The 14,965-nt window shown below is 55.8% G+C and carries 12 protein-coding genes; 4 read left to right on the top strand and 8 right to left on the bottom strand.

Features of this window, described 5'->3' with window-relative positions; translation table 11 throughout:
* The first annotated feature begins 272 nt into the window (after window positions 1-272).
* A complete protein-coding gene (locus K1718_RS26900) occupies window positions 273-422 on the top strand; it encodes a hypothetical protein (protein WP_265680217.1) in 150 nt (49 codons plus the stop codon).
* On the top strand, window positions 419-3,172 hold the full coding sequence (locus K1718_RS26905; protein ID WP_265680216.1) for a putative bifunctional diguanylate cyclase/phosphodiesterase: 2,754 nt from the start codon (window positions 419-421) through the stop codon (window positions 3,170-3,172). Before K1718_RS26900 ends, K1718_RS26905 begins: the two co-directional genes overlap by 4 nt.
* Window positions 3,173-3,256: 84 nt before the next feature.
* Here the strand turns inward: K1718_RS26905 and pnp are convergent, their stop codons facing one another.
* From pnp to K1718_RS26920, 3 genes are all read right to left on the bottom strand, one after another.
* Window positions 3,257-5,386 carry a polyribonucleotide nucleotidyltransferase gene (gene pnp / locus K1718_RS26910; protein ID WP_265682456.1) on the bottom strand — a complete coding sequence of 710 codons (2,130 nt, stop codon included), beginning with the start codon at window positions 5,384-5,386 and terminating at the stop codon, window positions 3,257-3,259.
* A gap of 336 nt (window positions 5,387-5,722) precedes the next feature.
* Window positions 5,723-5,992 (bottom strand): 30S ribosomal protein S15, encoded by a 270-nt coding sequence (rpsO, locus tag K1718_RS26915; RefSeq protein ID WP_152504003.1) that lies wholly within the window; start codon window positions 5,990-5,992, stop codon window positions 5,723-5,725.
* A gap of 301 nt (window positions 5,993-6,293) precedes the next feature.
* Window positions 6,294-6,626 (bottom strand): winged helix-turn-helix transcriptional regulator, encoded by a 333-nt coding sequence (locus tag K1718_RS26920; RefSeq protein WP_265680215.1) that lies wholly within the window; start codon window positions 6,624-6,626, stop codon window positions 6,294-6,296.
* A gap of 84 nt (window positions 6,627-6,710) precedes the next feature.
* On the opposite strand from K1718_RS26920, the gene K1718_RS26925 reads away from it, so the two are divergent.
* Complete coding sequence (locus tag K1718_RS26925) at window positions 6,711-7,373, top strand: hypothetical protein (protein ID WP_265680214.1); 663 nt, start codon at window positions 6,711-6,713, stop codon at window positions 7,371-7,373.
* Window positions 7,370-8,044 (top strand): phosphatase PAP2 family protein, encoded by a 675-nt coding sequence (locus K1718_RS26930; protein ID WP_152504006.1) that lies wholly within the window; start codon window positions 7,370-7,372, stop codon window positions 8,042-8,044. Before K1718_RS26925 ends, K1718_RS26930 begins: the two co-directional genes overlap by 4 nt.
* Window positions 8,045-8,072: 28 nt before the next feature.
* Here K1718_RS26930 and truB read toward each other — a convergent pair whose 3' ends face one another.
* From truB to nusA, 5 genes are all read right to left on the bottom strand, one after another.
* The gene (gene truB, locus K1718_RS26935) at window positions 8,073-9,017 is read right to left on the bottom strand and encodes a tRNA pseudouridine(55) synthase TruB (RefSeq protein ID WP_265680213.1); all 945 of its coding nucleotides are present in this window, start codon (window positions 9,015-9,017) and stop codon (window positions 8,073-8,075) included.
* A 104-nt stretch (window positions 9,018-9,121) separates the two neighbouring features.
* Window positions 9,122-9,526, bottom strand: a complete 405-nt coding sequence (rbfA, locus tag K1718_RS26940; RefSeq protein ID WP_152504008.1) for a 30S ribosome-binding factor RbfA — start codon at window positions 9,524-9,526, stop codon at window positions 9,122-9,124.
* A gap of 195 nt (window positions 9,527-9,721) precedes the next feature.
* The gene (infB, locus tag K1718_RS26945) at window positions 9,722-12,451 is read right to left on the bottom strand and encodes a translation initiation factor IF-2 (protein ID WP_265680212.1); all 2,730 of its coding nucleotides are present in this window, start codon (window positions 12,449-12,451) and stop codon (window positions 9,722-9,724) included.
* Window positions 12,452-12,480: 29 nt separating this feature from the next.
* Window positions 12,481-13,116, bottom strand: coding sequence for an RNA-binding protein (locus tag K1718_RS26950; protein ID WP_265680211.1), 636 nt, complete (start codon window positions 13,114-13,116; stop codon window positions 12,481-12,483).
* A gap of 156 nt (window positions 13,117-13,272) precedes the next feature.
* Window positions 13,273-14,928, bottom strand: a complete 1,656-nt coding sequence (gene nusA / locus K1718_RS26955; RefSeq protein ID WP_265680210.1) for a transcription termination factor NusA — start codon at window positions 14,926-14,928, stop codon at window positions 13,273-13,275.
* Window positions 14,929-14,965: the final 37 nt, after the last annotated feature.

A 14,965-nucleotide genomic window follows, 5' to 3' on the forward strand; every position in this document is an offset into this window, starting at 1 on the left:
ACAGGGAGGCAAACGCTTGATATGGCGCTTGACGGCAGTGCAGCTCCGTATAATTCCTTGTAAATATTACTAGGATTAGAACTCGAACTTCACAGTCAAGACTAAGTTAATTCCCGTATTTTTGTTGACTAAAATCTTTCCTTCAATTCACGTAAGATAAACTTTGAGCGATTACAGTGATGCTTCCGATTGCTTAATCTTACAATTGTGAAATCCAATCAAAGATTTCATGATGGTGTATTCGGATGGTCTGAGAACCAATGAAGAATGATGTGACCAAATTGACGCCGGGGCTTCGAGGGCGCTCCAGATCTGGAAATATCGCCTTTGGCCATGACAGCCTGATCCCACTCAACCAGGCAGGTCTTCTTGTTGCGCAAACTCTCGGTCACACTCCCAGCGCCCGCGGAGAGCCGCATTGAAGGGTCGGTTTTCATTTCCATTCAGTCGCCTTGTCATGGCGCTTTTCGCCATCGGATTGGTCGGCACGGGGATAGCCCTGTTCTGGGTCACCTATATGGGAAGTCTGTCGATCGCAGAATACGAAGTTGCGCGCAGCGCCAAGTCGAAGGCGACGCTGGCGCGTCTTGTTTTCAACCAACATTTGGACCAACTCGAAGGGCGCATTCGCACGGTAGCAAGCGACCCCGCGCTTCAAAACGCACTGGCTGAAAAGGACGAAGCGGCGGCAAAGGCAATTGTAGAACAGGCATCGCAAAGCATGACCAGTGCTGTTCTCGACCTGTTGCTGATCGATCTTCCCGATGAAAAAGGTTGGGTCAAAAGCAGCCTCGGCCTGATCGACCTGACGGATCAGTTGCCTTTTGATGTTCGTCAGGCCATGCCTCCCGATATCTGGATCACCTATTCCAACCACCATACTGACCCGATGGAAGTTACGGCTGCCTTGTCGATCCTGGTGATCGATCCGGATACGGGGCAACTTCTTGGCCGGGTCTTTGGGGGCACGTCGGTCACCAGTTCATTTTCGCTTCCAGGTGTGCTTGCCAAGAACCTGCAGGTCGATGACATTTCATTCGCTCATGACGATCACATCGTTGCCGGCATCGGTGAGCTAATGAGCGACACACTGCATCACAGGGTGACCACCGGATCAGAGGATGTTCAGTATCTACTTGAAAATGATCAGCTTTTCGTCATTGCGCCGCTAATCGCCGATCTTGACGGACACATGTTGTCCGCCATTATCAAGCAGCCGATTGACACGCTCAAGAATGTCAAGGCAACCTATAGCCAGCTGTTCCTACCGTTTCTCGTCTATACCGTTTTGCTGGCGCTGTGTGCGGCGCTGCTGGTCAACAGGATAACCAGCGCCAGCCTCGGCCGGCTGATGCGGTATGCCATGAATTTGCGCCAGGATCGCCTGGTTTCCGCTCCTCAGGCCGGACTGATTTCCGAGTTCAACAAACTGTCTGCAATGTTCCAGACGGCCTTTGAAACTGTCAGGAACAGGGATGCCCAGTTCAAGGACATGATCGACGGTTCGCTGCACGGCGTTTTGGTGCATTCCAACCGGCGCGTCCTATATGTAAATGACGCTCTCCTGAAGATGCTCGGGTATGAGCCCGGCACGTCCGAACAGCTGGTGGGAACACCCCTTCTGACGTTTTATGCACCTGAAGAACATGACCGCCTGCGCAGTTATCTGAAGATGCGCGGAAGCGGCGGCGCGCCACGCGTATATGATGTCAAAGGGCAACATAGAGACGGGCACACAGTCTGGTTCGAACAGCACGTTCGTCTCACGGAATGGCGCGGCGAGAACGCCCTTTATGTAACGATCACGGATATCAGTGAGCGCAAACGTCAGGAAGAACTGGCAACCAAGAATGCCAATTTTGACATTCTGACCGGATTGCCCAACCGACGCCTTCTTCTGGACCGGTTGCGGCAAAGCTTGCAGCGTAACCGGCATGACGGCGTTCTGACAGCATTGATGATCCTCGATATCGATCGCTTCAAGATGGTCAATGAGACCTATGGACCGAAGGCGGGCGACCGGGTGATCGAAAGCGTTGCCTCCCGGCTAACACAGACAATGGGACCGGACCAGACAGTTGCGCGCATGGGCGGCGACGAATTCGCCATTATCCTGTCCGACCCTGAGGACCGCTGGGAAATCGAAAGGATTGCAAAGGAGATCCTGACCGATATCAGCGACCCGATTGAACTCGAAGACGGCACTCGTGTCGTGCTGTCCGGCAGCCTTGGCATAACGCTTGCGCCAAATGACGGTGACGACGATGAAGTCCTGCTGTTACAGGCCGACACCAGCATGCACCAGGCAAAGGCAGAGAGCGGCACCAGTTACAGGTTCTTTGCCACCCGGATGAATGAACAGACTGCCCGTGCAGGTCTTGTGGAAGCGTCATTGCGGCGTGCAATTGAAAATGACGAGCTGCACCTCAATTACCAACCGATTGTTGACTATGCCTCGAACAAAGTCGTTGGCTGTGAAGCGCTGGCACGCTGGACGGACAACAAGCTGGGCGTCGTTCCACCGACAGAGTTCATTCAGGTGGCCGAAGAATGCGGTCTCATCGTTCCCCTTGGCGAGTGGGTGCTCCGGGAAGCCTGCACTTTCTTTCAGTCCTGCAATCGCAATGGAATGAAGCTGGAAAGCATCAGTGTGAACATCTCACCACGCCAATGCCGTGAAGAGGACTTCCTGACCCGACTTCGCGACATACTCCATGACACCGACATGGATCCTGCACATCTGTGTCTGGAAATAACCGAAAGCGTGATGTTTGACGATCAGCGAACCAACCCGGTGGAGATCCTGACCGCGATCAGCTCACTGGGAATAAGGATATCCCTTGATGATTTCGGAACCGGCTATTCCTCGCTCAGCTATCTGAAACGCCTGCCGATAGACACGCTGAAGGTGGACCGCGCCTTCGTTATGGACCTAGAGCAGGACCAGGACGATCAGGCGCTTGTCCAGGCCATCATTTCTATGGCGCGTTCACTTGGGATCAACGTGGTCTGCGAGGGGGCTGAAACGCTGGAACAGTGTGATCTGATCCTGTCATTCGGTTGCCAGCTGATCCAGGGATACCATTTCGCCCGGCCAATGGCCGGTGTCGATTTTCACGGATATCTCGTCAATATGAACGGGACTGATCAGGTCGCAGCCGAGGCCGGTTGATCACACCGAGCAAAAATTCATCAGGCAGACAAAAAACGGGGGCCGAACGGCCCCCGCTTCTACTATTCAAGCTCTCAAGAAGGCTTATTCAGCTTCTTCTTTCTTCTCGATTTCCTTGCCGGTCTCCTGGTCAACGACTTTCATGGACAGGCGAACCTTGCCACGCTCGTCAAAGCCCATCAGCTTGACCCAGACCTTGTCGCCTTCCTTGACCACATCGGTGACCTTGCCGACTTTTCTCGGAGCAAGCTGGGAAATGTGAACCAGGCCGTCTTTGGCGCCGAAGAAGTTCACAAATGCGCCGAAATCAACGCATTTCACGACAGTACCTTCGTAAATCACACCGACTTCCGGTTCAGCGGCTATGGAGTTGATCCAGTTGACGGCTGCCTTGATAGCCTTACCATCGGAAGAAGCAATCTTGACGGTGCCATCGTCTTCGATGTTGACCTTCGCACCGGTCTTTTCAACGATTTCACGGATGACCTTGCCGCCGGAACCGATAACTTCACGGATCTTGTCGACCGGGATCTTCATCACTTCAATGCGCGGTGCGTGCTCGCCGAGCTCTGACCGGGCTTCCGTAATGGCGTTGGACATCTCGCCAAGGATATGAATACGACCGTCCTTGGCCTGCGCCAGGGCAACTTTCATGATCTCTTCGGTGATGCCGTCGATCTTGATGTCCATCTGCAGGGAAGTGATGCCCTGTTCGGAACCGGCAACCTTGAAGTCCATGTCGCCAAGGTGATCTTCATCACCGAGAATGTCGGACAGAACAGCGAAGCGATCGCCTTCCTTGATCAGACCCATTGCGATGCCCGCTACAGGTGACTTGAGCGGCACGCCTGCATCCATCATCGCAAGGGATGTACCGCAAACGGTTGCCATGGACGACGAACCGTTGGATTCAGTGATCTCAGAGACAATGCGGATGGTGTACGGGAACTCATGATGCTGAGGCAGCATCGGATTGATCGCCCGCCAGGCCAGCTTGCCGTGGCCGATTTCGCGGCGTCCCGGAGAGCCCATGCGGCCGGTTTCGCCGACGGAGTAAGGCGGGAAGTTGTAGTGCAGCATGAAGTGAGACTTCACAGTGCCTTCCAACAGATCGATGAACTGCTCGTCTTCACCGGTGCCAAGGGTGGCAACCACCAGGCCCTGCGTTTCACCGCGGGTGAAGAGGGACGAGCCGTGTGCGCGCGGCAGGATGCCGACTTCAGAAGAAATTGCACGGACGGTCGACAGGTCACGACCATCGATACGTGAACCCGTGTCGAGAATGTTGCCACGGACAACTTCAGCTTCCAGTTTCTTGAACTGTTCGCCCAGAACGTTGGATTCGACGGCTTCGCCCTCAGCGGCATTGTTGATCAGTGCCTCAACCACCTTGGCTTTGGCAGCGTCAACCGCATTCTTGCGTTCGGTCTTGGACGTGATCTTGTAAGCTTCGGCAACTTCACCGGCGACCATAGACTTGATTTTGGCGAGGAGCTCGGAATGGTCCGGCAAGACCAGCTCACGCGGTTCTTTGGCAGCGGTTTCAGCCAGCTTGATGATGGCGTCGATCACGGTCTGGAAACCCTTGTGACCGAACATCACGGCACCAAGCATGGTGTCTTCGTCGAGTTCCTTGGCTTCCGATTCAACCATCAGAACTGCGTCGTTGGTGCCTGCGACAACAAGATCCAAAGACGATTCCGGCATGTCGTCAACCAGTGGGTTGAGGACGTATTCGCCGTTGATGTAGCCAACACGCGCGCCGCCGATCGGGCCCATGAACGGAACACCGGAAAGGGTGAGGGCTGCGGAAGACGCAACCATAGCCAGAATGTCCGGTGCATTTTCCAGATCGTGGGACAGAACGGTGATCACGACCTGCGTGTCGTTCTTGTAGCCATCAGCAAACAACGGCCGGATCGGCCGGTCGATCAGGCGTGAGGTCAGAGTTTCGTGCTCAGATGGGCGGCCTTCACGCTTGAAGAAGCCTCCAGGGATCTTACCAGCGGCAAATGCCTTTTCCTGGTAGTTCACCGTAAGCGGGAAAAAGTCCTGACCAGGCCTCGGTTCCTTGGCGGAAACGACTGTCGCCAGAACCTTTGTTTCACCGTAGGTCGCCATGACGGCGCCATCGGCCTGACGGGCAACCTTGCCCGTTTCGAGAATGAGCGGACGTCCGCCCCAGTCGACTTCTACACGATGAATGTCAAACATCATCTGTCCTTGCAAGTTTGCCCGCTGCCGGCTGCTTTCGGTACAGCACGGCGAAACGGGCACATTCCCGGTCGGCCCCGGATGGGCCGGTTACCGGTGGACAGGCCACGGGCAAGACAACGAGCTGCTTTCGCCACTTTTGTGGAAAGAAGCCGGCAATCCTGCCCCATGACGTGTCACGAGGCTTCTATAGAGCGTTTATCAACAAATGGAAACGCTCAAGAGCCGATTGGTGGATCTCCCAGCGGCAATTTGTACATCTGTGCCTGCCGAAGGTGTCTCCAAAGAAAAACGCGGCGGGAATTCACCCCACCGCGTTTACCGAATTCAGTCTTCTTAGCGACGAATGCCAAGACGCTCGATGAGCGACTTGTAACGCTCTTCGCTTTTGCCGCGCGTGTAGTCCAGAAGAGACCGGCGCTGCGCAACCATCTTCAGAAGGCCGCGGCGGGAATGGTTATCCTTGCCATGGTCCTTGAAGTGTTCGGTCAGGTTGTTGATCCGTTCTGTAAGGATTGCAACCTGGACCTCCGGAGATCCGGTGTCGCCTTCTTTGGTTGCGAATTCCTTCATGAGCTCAGCTTTGCGCTCTGCAGTAATCGACATCGCTCTTTCCTTTCAAAGAGTGGTGGTCCGTTGACCGGACACGTTGAACTGCCGGAAACCGGCCTGATCCGAATGTCTCCAGAGCCGAGATGTCGTTCAGCAAAGGATCCTTTCGGACGAATTGAGCCTTAGTACTCAATGGCGGCGGTATATGGCAGAAAACCGCCAGGAAATCCAGAGTTTTCTTTTCCTGTAAGTCAGGTGCCAGGTTGTGATTTTCCAAGACTGCGGACAGCTTCTTTTTGAGGTATCGCGGTTGCGCCACCGGCCAACGCCGATTGGTGAGCCCAGGTATCGCTATTCAGCTCGCACCATTCGCTTCGCCCCAGGATTTCATTGCTTCAACAACCGGCAAGACCGATGTGCCCAGGTCCGTCAGCGCATAGTCGACACGTGGCGGAACTTCCGGAAAGACGGTTCGGGAAATCATTCCGTCCGATTCCAGCTCTCGCAATTGTTTGGTCAGCATTTGTTTGGTGATATTCGGGACTGCCCGCTGCATAGCGCCAAACCTGTTTATCCCATTGAAAATGCAGAACAGAATGACCGGTTTCCACTTGCCTCCGATCTTCGACAGGCAATAGGTCACCGGACAACCGGATTGCGGATCTGGAGCCATTGGTATGATTTTCATGACTATCTCACAAAATAATGACTAGTTGCCACTAACTCACTTATGCTCATACTCGGTTGTCATCGTCAAATCTTGGAGATGACCATGGCTTTCCGAAACCTTTGCCTTCTGGCCATTCTGTCCGGGCTACCCTTACCGGCATTTGCCAACGACACTTCGCTGGATGGTCTAAAACGCCGTATCATTGGTTCCTGGTCATCCATATCCTGTGAGTTAAGGCCGCAGCAAAACCTGCAAGACCCAGGTCTTGCGCCAACTTCCACTTATCTCAGACGGGAGTTTTCCTTTGATGCCGACGGCAAGTTTGCTGCCACCATTACTGTTTTCGCGGACGCTGGCTGCAAAAGCCCAGCCATTGCATTCGACTTCGCCGGAAGTCTGGTTTGGCATGACGCAAATCCTGCGGTCGAAGGCGCTTGGTCTCAGGATTATGTGCTTGACCGGAAACTTGAACTCACCGTTTTAGCGCCGCCGATGGCGGCGCAACTGAACCAACTGCCTCAGGCCGCCTGCGGCACCGGGGCTTTCGTTGTCGGTGAACGCCGTGACATTCTTGGACAGCTCTGCGTCCTTCTGAAATATGTTGAAGGCAGCAAGCATGTGGTCGACCACGATCTTCTATACGTGCGCGAAGACACACCGAACATGCTGTTCATGGGCGCAAAACATGTCGATGGAACCGGGTTCTATTTCCCTGAAAACAGGCCTCTTGTCGGCCTCCAACAACCGATGATCAAACTCAAATGACTGTAGCTGCTGGCTTGGCAACCGACATTCTGCGAGGTGTCTTAAGGGAAGTCATGACTTTGCGGGTGTATCTGACCTGCCTTGTTGCAGCCGGTGTGACTTTCCTTCTCGCACAGCTTGGCATTGATGCAGCCATCAATGATCTTGCGCGCCTGCAGGAACCGAACACGTCTCTGTTTTGGTCTGCATTTCCGATGCTTGCCGGCCTCGTAATGCCACTGCTCGTGCCTGCTGTTTTGGTGTTCACGGGCGAAACGAAGCTTGCGAAGACGACATTTACAGCATTCTCGGCAACGCTCATTATCGTCTCGATTCTCAAAGGGGTGAGCTCCCGGGTTCACCCGGAAGCCATTCATCCAATTGGCACACTGGCCAAGTCACAAGTTTTTCGGTTCGGCGTTCTGGAAAGCGGATTTTCCAGTCTGATCGAAGGCTGGCCGTCGGGCCACACCGCAACAAATGGTGCTGTTGCATTGGTTCTGGCCTGGTCCACGCCGTATCGCTGGTTGGCGCTATGTGCCTGGGGCTGGTTTGTCTGGGTCGCGTCTGCAACTGTGTTTGGCATCAACGGCGATGTTCACTGGCTGTCGGACACGATTGCCGGCCTGCTGATCGCGTCAACCGTTGCGCTTCAGATAAATTCAAAAACCGGGAAACCTCGCGAACAATGACGGGTTACCATAAAGTCCGTTCAAGGGATCACAAATGAAACACACGGGTCGGCTGAAAACGGCCTTTTTCAATCGTGCCGATCGCGACAGGCACGTCGGCGTGGCTGGCAAAGGCAACGTCCGTATTCAGCGGAGCGTCCCGGCCGCGCAGGATAATTGCCATTCCTTTACGGATCTTCGCTGCATCGTCGAGTGAGACCGAGACCTCAACCAGTTCATCCATTGCGTCGCGGACCGGCAAAACAAATTCAGCGACAAGTTCCTGAACATCTTCGCTGTCCTGCAAATCCTCGGCCGCTTCCAGGATCTCGTCGAACTTGATCAGATCGCCTTCCCCAAAGGGGCCGACAAGCAACCGGCGCAATTCCGTGACATGCCCACGCGTGCCCAGCCTGCGGCCAAGATCCCTTGCGAGCGCGCGTACATAGGTTCCTTTGCCACACTCAGCCTCGAAAATTGCGCGGTTATCATCCCGGCAGCTGACAAGATCGAGACGGTGAACATCAATCGGTCGGGCCTCCAACGCGACAGCCTCACCTTCACGCGCCAGATCATAGGCCCGTTCACCGGCAACCTTGATTGCCGAGAATTTGGGTGGGACCTGCATGATCGTTCCGGTAAATTCGCTAAGGACAGCAGCAATCGCATCCTCGGTCGGCCGAACGTCAGATGAGGCAATAACCTCGCCTTCGGTATCGTCAGTGTCGGTTTCAGCGCCCCAGGTCACTTCAAATCGATAGACCTTGCGGCCATCCATCACAAATGGAACCGTCTTCGTGGCTTCACCAAACGCAACAGGCAACAGACCGGAAGCCCTTGGATCCAAAGTGCCTGCGTGACCCACTTTTTGCGGCGAGAAGATGCGTTTTATCTTACCCAGCGCCTCGTTGGAGGTGATGCCGTAGGGCTTGTCCAGGACCAGCCAGCCATTGATGGCATTCTTTTTTCTTTTGACCTGTTTTTGCCGTGCCATTTTTTGCTCTGTCATAGAAAAACGTCAAAGCCCCATGAGCACCCGTCGGTCCGAGCATGCCCGAGCCTTGAAGAGCTTCCGTCGTGACCGGGGACTGTCGGTATCTAGTTGCTTTCGTCGTCCAGGTCCCGGGCAACGTCCGGAGAATGAAGAAGTGACCCGATGCGGTCGTCATCATCAAACCGGGTGTCGAGCACAAAGCGCAAATCGGGCATGTATTTCATGGTCAGCCTGCGAGAAACCTGTCCACGAAGATACTTCGCACTGCGGTTGAGTGCCTTTTCGACATTTTCGGCATTCTTTCCACCGAGCGGCATCACCAGGCAGGTTGCCAAGCGCAGGTCGGGCGTCATGCGAACTTCCGGAATCGTGACGATTACACCGTCCAACTCCGGATCTGAAAATTCACCACGCGTAAGGATGTCTGACAGTTCCTTGCGAACCGTTTCGCCTACGCGCAATTGACGCTGCGATGGGCCCCTGCTGTCCTGTCTGTGTTGCTTTGCCATTGTTCTGGTCCTATCCGCCAGTCTTCCCGGTTTGCGCTTGAATGCCGCACGATGTTCCGGGGCCTGTCGCATATCCTGCGCGGTTCACGCGCTCAATTGAAAAGAGCGCGCTTTCGCGCGCTCTTTTGTCCGACTTCCGAACTCACAATCGGCAAGCGCCAATGTCGCCCAGAAAATTTTAAACGTTTCCGACTCTCAGAGCGTGCGTGCGATCTGCTCAACCCGGAAACATTCGATAACATCGCCCGGACGCATGTCCTGATACTTGACGAAGTTCATGCCGCATTCCTGACCGGACTCGACCGATTTGACCTCATCCTTGAAGCGCTTGAGCGTGCCCAATTCGCCTTCGTGGATAACCACATCGTCGCGGATGAGACGGACATTTGCGCCACGCTCGACCACGCCTTCGGTAACCAGACAGCCCGCAACCTTGCCAACCTTGGAGATGTGGAAGATTTCCTTGATCTCCGCATTGCCGAGGAACGTCTCGCGGCGCTCCGGCGACAAGAGACCGGACATGGCAGCCTTGATGTCATCGACTAGGTCATAGATCACATTGTAGTAACGGATCTCGATGCCATCGCGCGAGGCAGCTTCGCGAGCCTGCTTGTTGGCACGTACATTGAAGCCAATGATGGGAGCCTTGGATGCCGCTGCCAGCGTGATGTCGCTTTCGGTGATGCCACCGACGCCTGACAGAAGAATCCTTGCACCAACTTCATCAGTGCCCAGCTCGTTGAGCGCATGAACAATCGCCTCGGCAGAACCCTGAACGTCCGCCTTGAGAACCAGCGGGAATTCCTTCTTGCCGGTGTTCTGTGCACTCATCATCATCTGTTCGAGCGAGCCGCGAGCAGCGGACGCAACCACAGAGGCTTTTTCACGAATCTGACGCTGACGATAGTCAGTGATTTCGCGAGCACGGGCTTCGTTTTCGACAACAGCAACCATGTCACCAGCAGCCGGCGTGCCCTGGAAACCCAGAACTTCCACCGGTTTGGCGGGGCCTGCTTCCTTTACCTGCTTGCCATTCTCGTCGAGCATCGCACGGACCCGGCCCCATTCGGCACCAGCCACAAGGATGTCACCGGGTTTGAGTGTACCCTTCTGAACCAGAACGGTTGCAACCGGTCCACGGCCACGATCGAGCTGCGCTTCGATAACAATGCCTTCAGCAGTACGATCCGGATTGGCCTGCAATTCCAGGACTTCCGACTGCAGCAGGATCATTTCAAGCAGCTTGTCGAGGTTGGTCCCGTTGAGCGCAGAAACTTCGACATCGATCACGTCACCGCCCATGGATTCGGTCACCAGCTCTTCACTCAAAAGCTCGGTACGAACCCGGTTCGGATCAGCGCCCTCCTTGTCGATCTTGTTGATCGCGATGATGATAGGCGCGTCTGCGGCCTTGGCGTGCGCAATCGCTTCCTTGGTCTGCGGCATGACACCGTCGTCGGCGGCCACAACCAGGATCACGATATCCGTCGACTTCGCACCGCGGGCACGCATCTGCGAGAACGCAGCGTGACCAGGCGTATCGATGAACGTGATCTTCTGACCATCCTGATCGACCTGGTAAGCGCCGATATGCTGGGTGATACCCCCTGCTTCCCCGGTAACGACCTTGGACTTGCGGATGGCATCAAGCAGCGACGTCTTACCGTGGTCAACGTGGCCCATGATGGTGACAACCGGTGGGCGCTGCTGAAGCGTTGCCGCATCGTCTTCCTGGGTGAACAGGCCTTCTTCCACGTCGGCTTCTGACACACGCTTGACCGTGTGGCCCATTTCCTCGGCGATCAGTTCAGCCGTGTCAGCATCGATCACATCGTTGATCTTCAGCATCTGGCCCTGCTTCATCAGAAGCTTGATCACATCCACTGCACGCTCAGCCATACGGTTGGCAAGTTCCTGGATGGTGATGGCTTCCGGCAAAGTGACTTCCCGCGAGATCTTCTCGCGAACCACCTGCTGCTGGCCACGCTTCGCCTTTTCCTGGCGGCGGCGCATCGATGCCAGCGAACGTGCCCGCTGTCCATCGTCACCTCCTGTTGCCGCAGAAATCGTGAGCTTGGACCGGCGGCGGTCTTCACCAGCACGCGGACGCGTCGTCGGTGTCGGAGCCTGCTTGGGTCGCTTGACTGCACGAAGACCCTTGTTGTTGTTCCGGCTGTCGTCTTCGCTTGCCTCACGGGCAGGCTTGGGACGTGCCGCAGGGGCTTCTTTGCGCTTGCCCATGTCATCAAGGCTTGGCGGTCTGCCGCCATCGGCATGCGACGGCTTGCGACCGGCAGGTTTTCTTGCCTGGGCGGGCGCTTCACTTGCCGGAGCAGCAGCCGCTTCGGGCTTGGCTTCTTCGACTGCAGGCGCTTCCTTGGCCTTTTCAGCGGCCACACGGGCGGCTTCCGCCTCCTGCTTGGCACGCTCTTCAGCTTCGGCGCTTGCACGCGCTTCTTCTTCCGCCTGACGCTTGGCGGCTTCTGCAGCCCTGCGTTTTTCGTCTTCCTCGCGCCGAATGCGGTCTTCCTCGTCGCGCACCTTCGCCATCTGGAGAGCCGCTGCACGTGCAGCTGCTTCTTCCTTGGTCAAGGTCCGCAGAACGTTGCCGTTGCCTTTCTGGCGCTGACCGGACGCAGAGCGCCGGGCCTGCTTTGCTGCCTGAGGATCAGGCTGCTGCGGCTTGCGTGGCTCTTCACCCGATTTCTCAAGGCGTTGCGTTGCCGGTGCCGGAGCTTCCGGCTTAGGCTCCTGGCCTGGGATCACAACACGACGCTTTTTCTTTTCCACGACGACGGCTTTGGACCGGCCATGCGAAAAGGACTGCCGAACAGTTCCCTGGTCGCCACCCCCGCGCTTGAGGCCAAGCGTCTTGCCACGCTCAACGCTGATTGTCTTGTCGCCTGGATTCTTCGTATCGCTCATATTGCCTTCAGTCCTGCGCAACTGCCCTGTCAAGCGTTGCTCGTTTCGCTGCCAACCGCGGTTGGTGCTCGAAAACTCTCCAATTCGCGCACCCGCGCCAAGAAGTTTTCGCTCGCCTGCCCGTCAAGCAGTGCAGCATGTATCACATTTGACCGGCCCAATGCCAAATCCAATTGGTCCGAATCGAACAAACGGACGATTTGGCATCCGTTTGCAAGTTCCTCTTGGCCGGCAGCCACTGCTGCCAGCTTCCGCACCCCGTCATCTGCAGCGTCCGAGGCGTGGATAAGCCCTATGACGGGATCCCGCCGCAGAGCCGCTTCAACCTTTGCAAATCCGGTCACCAGTTCACCGGCCTTGCGAGCCATGGACAATGCCTGCAACGCAGATCGTTCCATGAGCCCATCAACAAGATCCGCCAGTCCCGGTTCGACACGGGCTTCACCTTTAAACCCCCTGCCGAAAACCTTCTTCCGGTCTTTTTCGGCAACGGCAACAATTTCGTTCGAAGCCGTTACCCAAACACCACGCCCGGGAAGCACCCGCTTCAGATCCGGTACAACCCGGCCACCGGGATCAAGCACGAACCGGATCAGCGAGCTGATCGGCTGAACCTCCCGGGTGACGGCGCATTGCCGTTCGGTCGGCTCATTCTTCCTGGGCACCTTGCCACTCCTTCAGGGCCACTCCTTCAGGTCGGCCATGTTTTCGGTCTTTACAAAACCGTTCAGATCGACCCGTCCACATCTTCACCGGAGCTGGAGCGATGCAGAAGCGGTCCGTTGACCACAAGCAACTCCGTCCGAGCCTGTCCCTTAGCCTTACCCGTTCAGGATCGCACCGGCCGGGGCTTCTTCTGCCGGCACTTCAACAGCTTCGACAACTTCTTCTTCGACTTCTTCGGCTTCGGCTGCCTGTGCCGCAAGCTCTTCTTCAGTGATCCAGCCTGCCGCGAGACGAGCGGACATCACCATGTTTTCTGCATCGGCGCGAGAGACGTCGAAGTCGGAAAGGGCACCTTCGAAACGCTTGGTCTCACCATCCTTGCGTTCGGTCCAACCAACCAGGTCGTCAGCAGCACAGCCTGCAAAGTCCTCGATGGTCTTGATATCGTCCTTACCGAGAGCCACCAGCATAGCTGTTGTCAGGCCATCAATCGAGCGCAACTCATCAGAAACACCAAGCGCAATACGTTCTTCGTCCTGCTTGGCTTCCAGTTCGCCGAGATAATCACGGGCACGCGCCTGAATTTCAACGGCGGTATCGTCGTCGAAGCCTTCGATCATGGAAATTTCTTCAATTTCCACATAGGCGACTTCTTCAACCGACGTAAAGCCTTCAGTTGCAAGCAGCTGACCGACCATCTCATCAACATTGAGCGCTTCCATAAACAGCTGTGAGCGTTCCAGGAATTCTTTCTGACGACGGTCGCTTTCTTCCTGCTCCGTCATGATGTCGATGGCCCAACCGGTCAGTTGAGATGCAAGCCGCACGTTTTGGCCACGGCGACCGATCGCAAGAGACAATTGGTCATCAGGGACCACAACTTCAATGCGTTCGGCGTCTTCATCGAGAACAACTTTCGCAACTTCAGCAGGCTGAAGAGCGTTGACGATGAATGTCGCCGCTTCATCATTCCACGGAATGATGTCAATTTTTTCGCCTTGCAACTCGCCGACAACCGCTTGCACGCGACTGCCGCGCATGCCGACGCAGGCGCCGACCGGGTCAATGGACGAATCCTTGGAAATCACGGCAATCTTCGCACGGGACCCGGGATCGCGCGCAACGGACTTGATTTCGATCACTCCGTCATAGATTTCCGGTACTTCCTGTGCAAACAGCTTTGCCATGAACTGCGGATGCGTGCGCGACAGGAAAATCTGCGGCCCGCGCTGCTCGCGGCGAACGTCATAGATAAACGCGCGAATGCGGTCACCAGTGCGGAAGATTTCACGCGGGATCAGCTCGTCACGACGAACAATGCCTTCGCCACGTCCCAGATCCACAATAACGTTGCCGTATTCCGCCCGTTTGACGACCCCGTTGATGACTTCTCCAACGCGGTCCTTGAACTCGTCATACTGGCGGTCGCGCTCAGCTTCGCGAACCTTCTGAACAATTACCTGTTTGGCGGACTGGGCTGCGATCCGGCCGAAATCAAGCGGCGGCAACGGCTCGGCAATAAAATCGCCGAGATTTGCTTCCGGGTTTCTGGCCTGTGCATCGGTTAGCGCAATCTCGGTGGAGACGTTTTCAACCGCCTCAACAACCTGCAGAAGACGCTGCAAACGGATTTCGCCGGTCTTCGGATTGATCTCAGCCCGAACTTCCGTTTCAGTCCCGTAGCGCGAGCGTGCCGCCTTCTGAATTGCGTCTTCCATTGCGTTGATGACGATCATCCGGTCGATCGATTTTTCCCGAGCGACCGCGTCAGCAATTTGCAGCAGTTCCAGCCGGTTCGCGCTGATTGCCATTTTTCACTCCTCTTGCGCCAGGGTAGGTCCTGTCTCG

Source organism: Roseibium porphyridii (assembly GCF_026191725.2).
GTDB lineage: Bacteria > Pseudomonadota > Alphaproteobacteria > Rhizobiales > Stappiaceae > Roseibium > Roseibium porphyridii.

Bases quoted from the DNA above. Each gene is read 5' to 3' on its own strand.
- pnp (WP_265682456.1), bottom strand. From the start codon at position 5,386: ATGTTTGACATTCATCGTGTAGAAGTCGACTGGGGCGGACGTCCGCTC.
- rpsO (WP_152504003.1), bottom strand. From the start codon at position 5,992: ATGTCGATTACTGCAGAGCGCAAAGCTGAGCTCATGAAGGAATTCGCA.
- K1718_RS26920 (WP_265680215.1), bottom strand. From the start codon at position 6,626: ATGAAAATCATACCAATGGCTCCAGATCCGCAATCCGGTTGTCCGGTG.
- K1718_RS26925 (WP_265680214.1), top strand. From the start codon at position 6,711: ATGGCTTTCCGAAACCTTTGCCTTCTGGCCATTCTGTCCGGGCTACCC.
- K1718_RS26930 (WP_152504006.1), top strand. From the start codon at position 7,370: ATGACTGTAGCTGCTGGCTTGGCAACCGACATTCTGCGAGGTGTCTTA.
- truB (WP_265680213.1), bottom strand. From the start codon at position 9,017: ATGGCACGGCAAAAACAGGTCAAAAGAAAAAAGAATGCCATCAATGGC.
- rbfA (WP_152504008.1), bottom strand. From the start codon at position 9,526: ATGGCAAAGCAACACAGACAGGACAGCAGGGGCCCATCGCAGCGTCAA.
- infB (WP_265680212.1), bottom strand. From the start codon at position 12,451: ATGAGCGATACGAAGAATCCAGGCGACAAGACAATCAGCGTTGAGCGT.
- nusA (WP_265680210.1), bottom strand. From the start codon at position 14,928: ATGGCAATCAGCGCGAACCGGCTGGAACTGCTGCAAATTGCTGACGCG.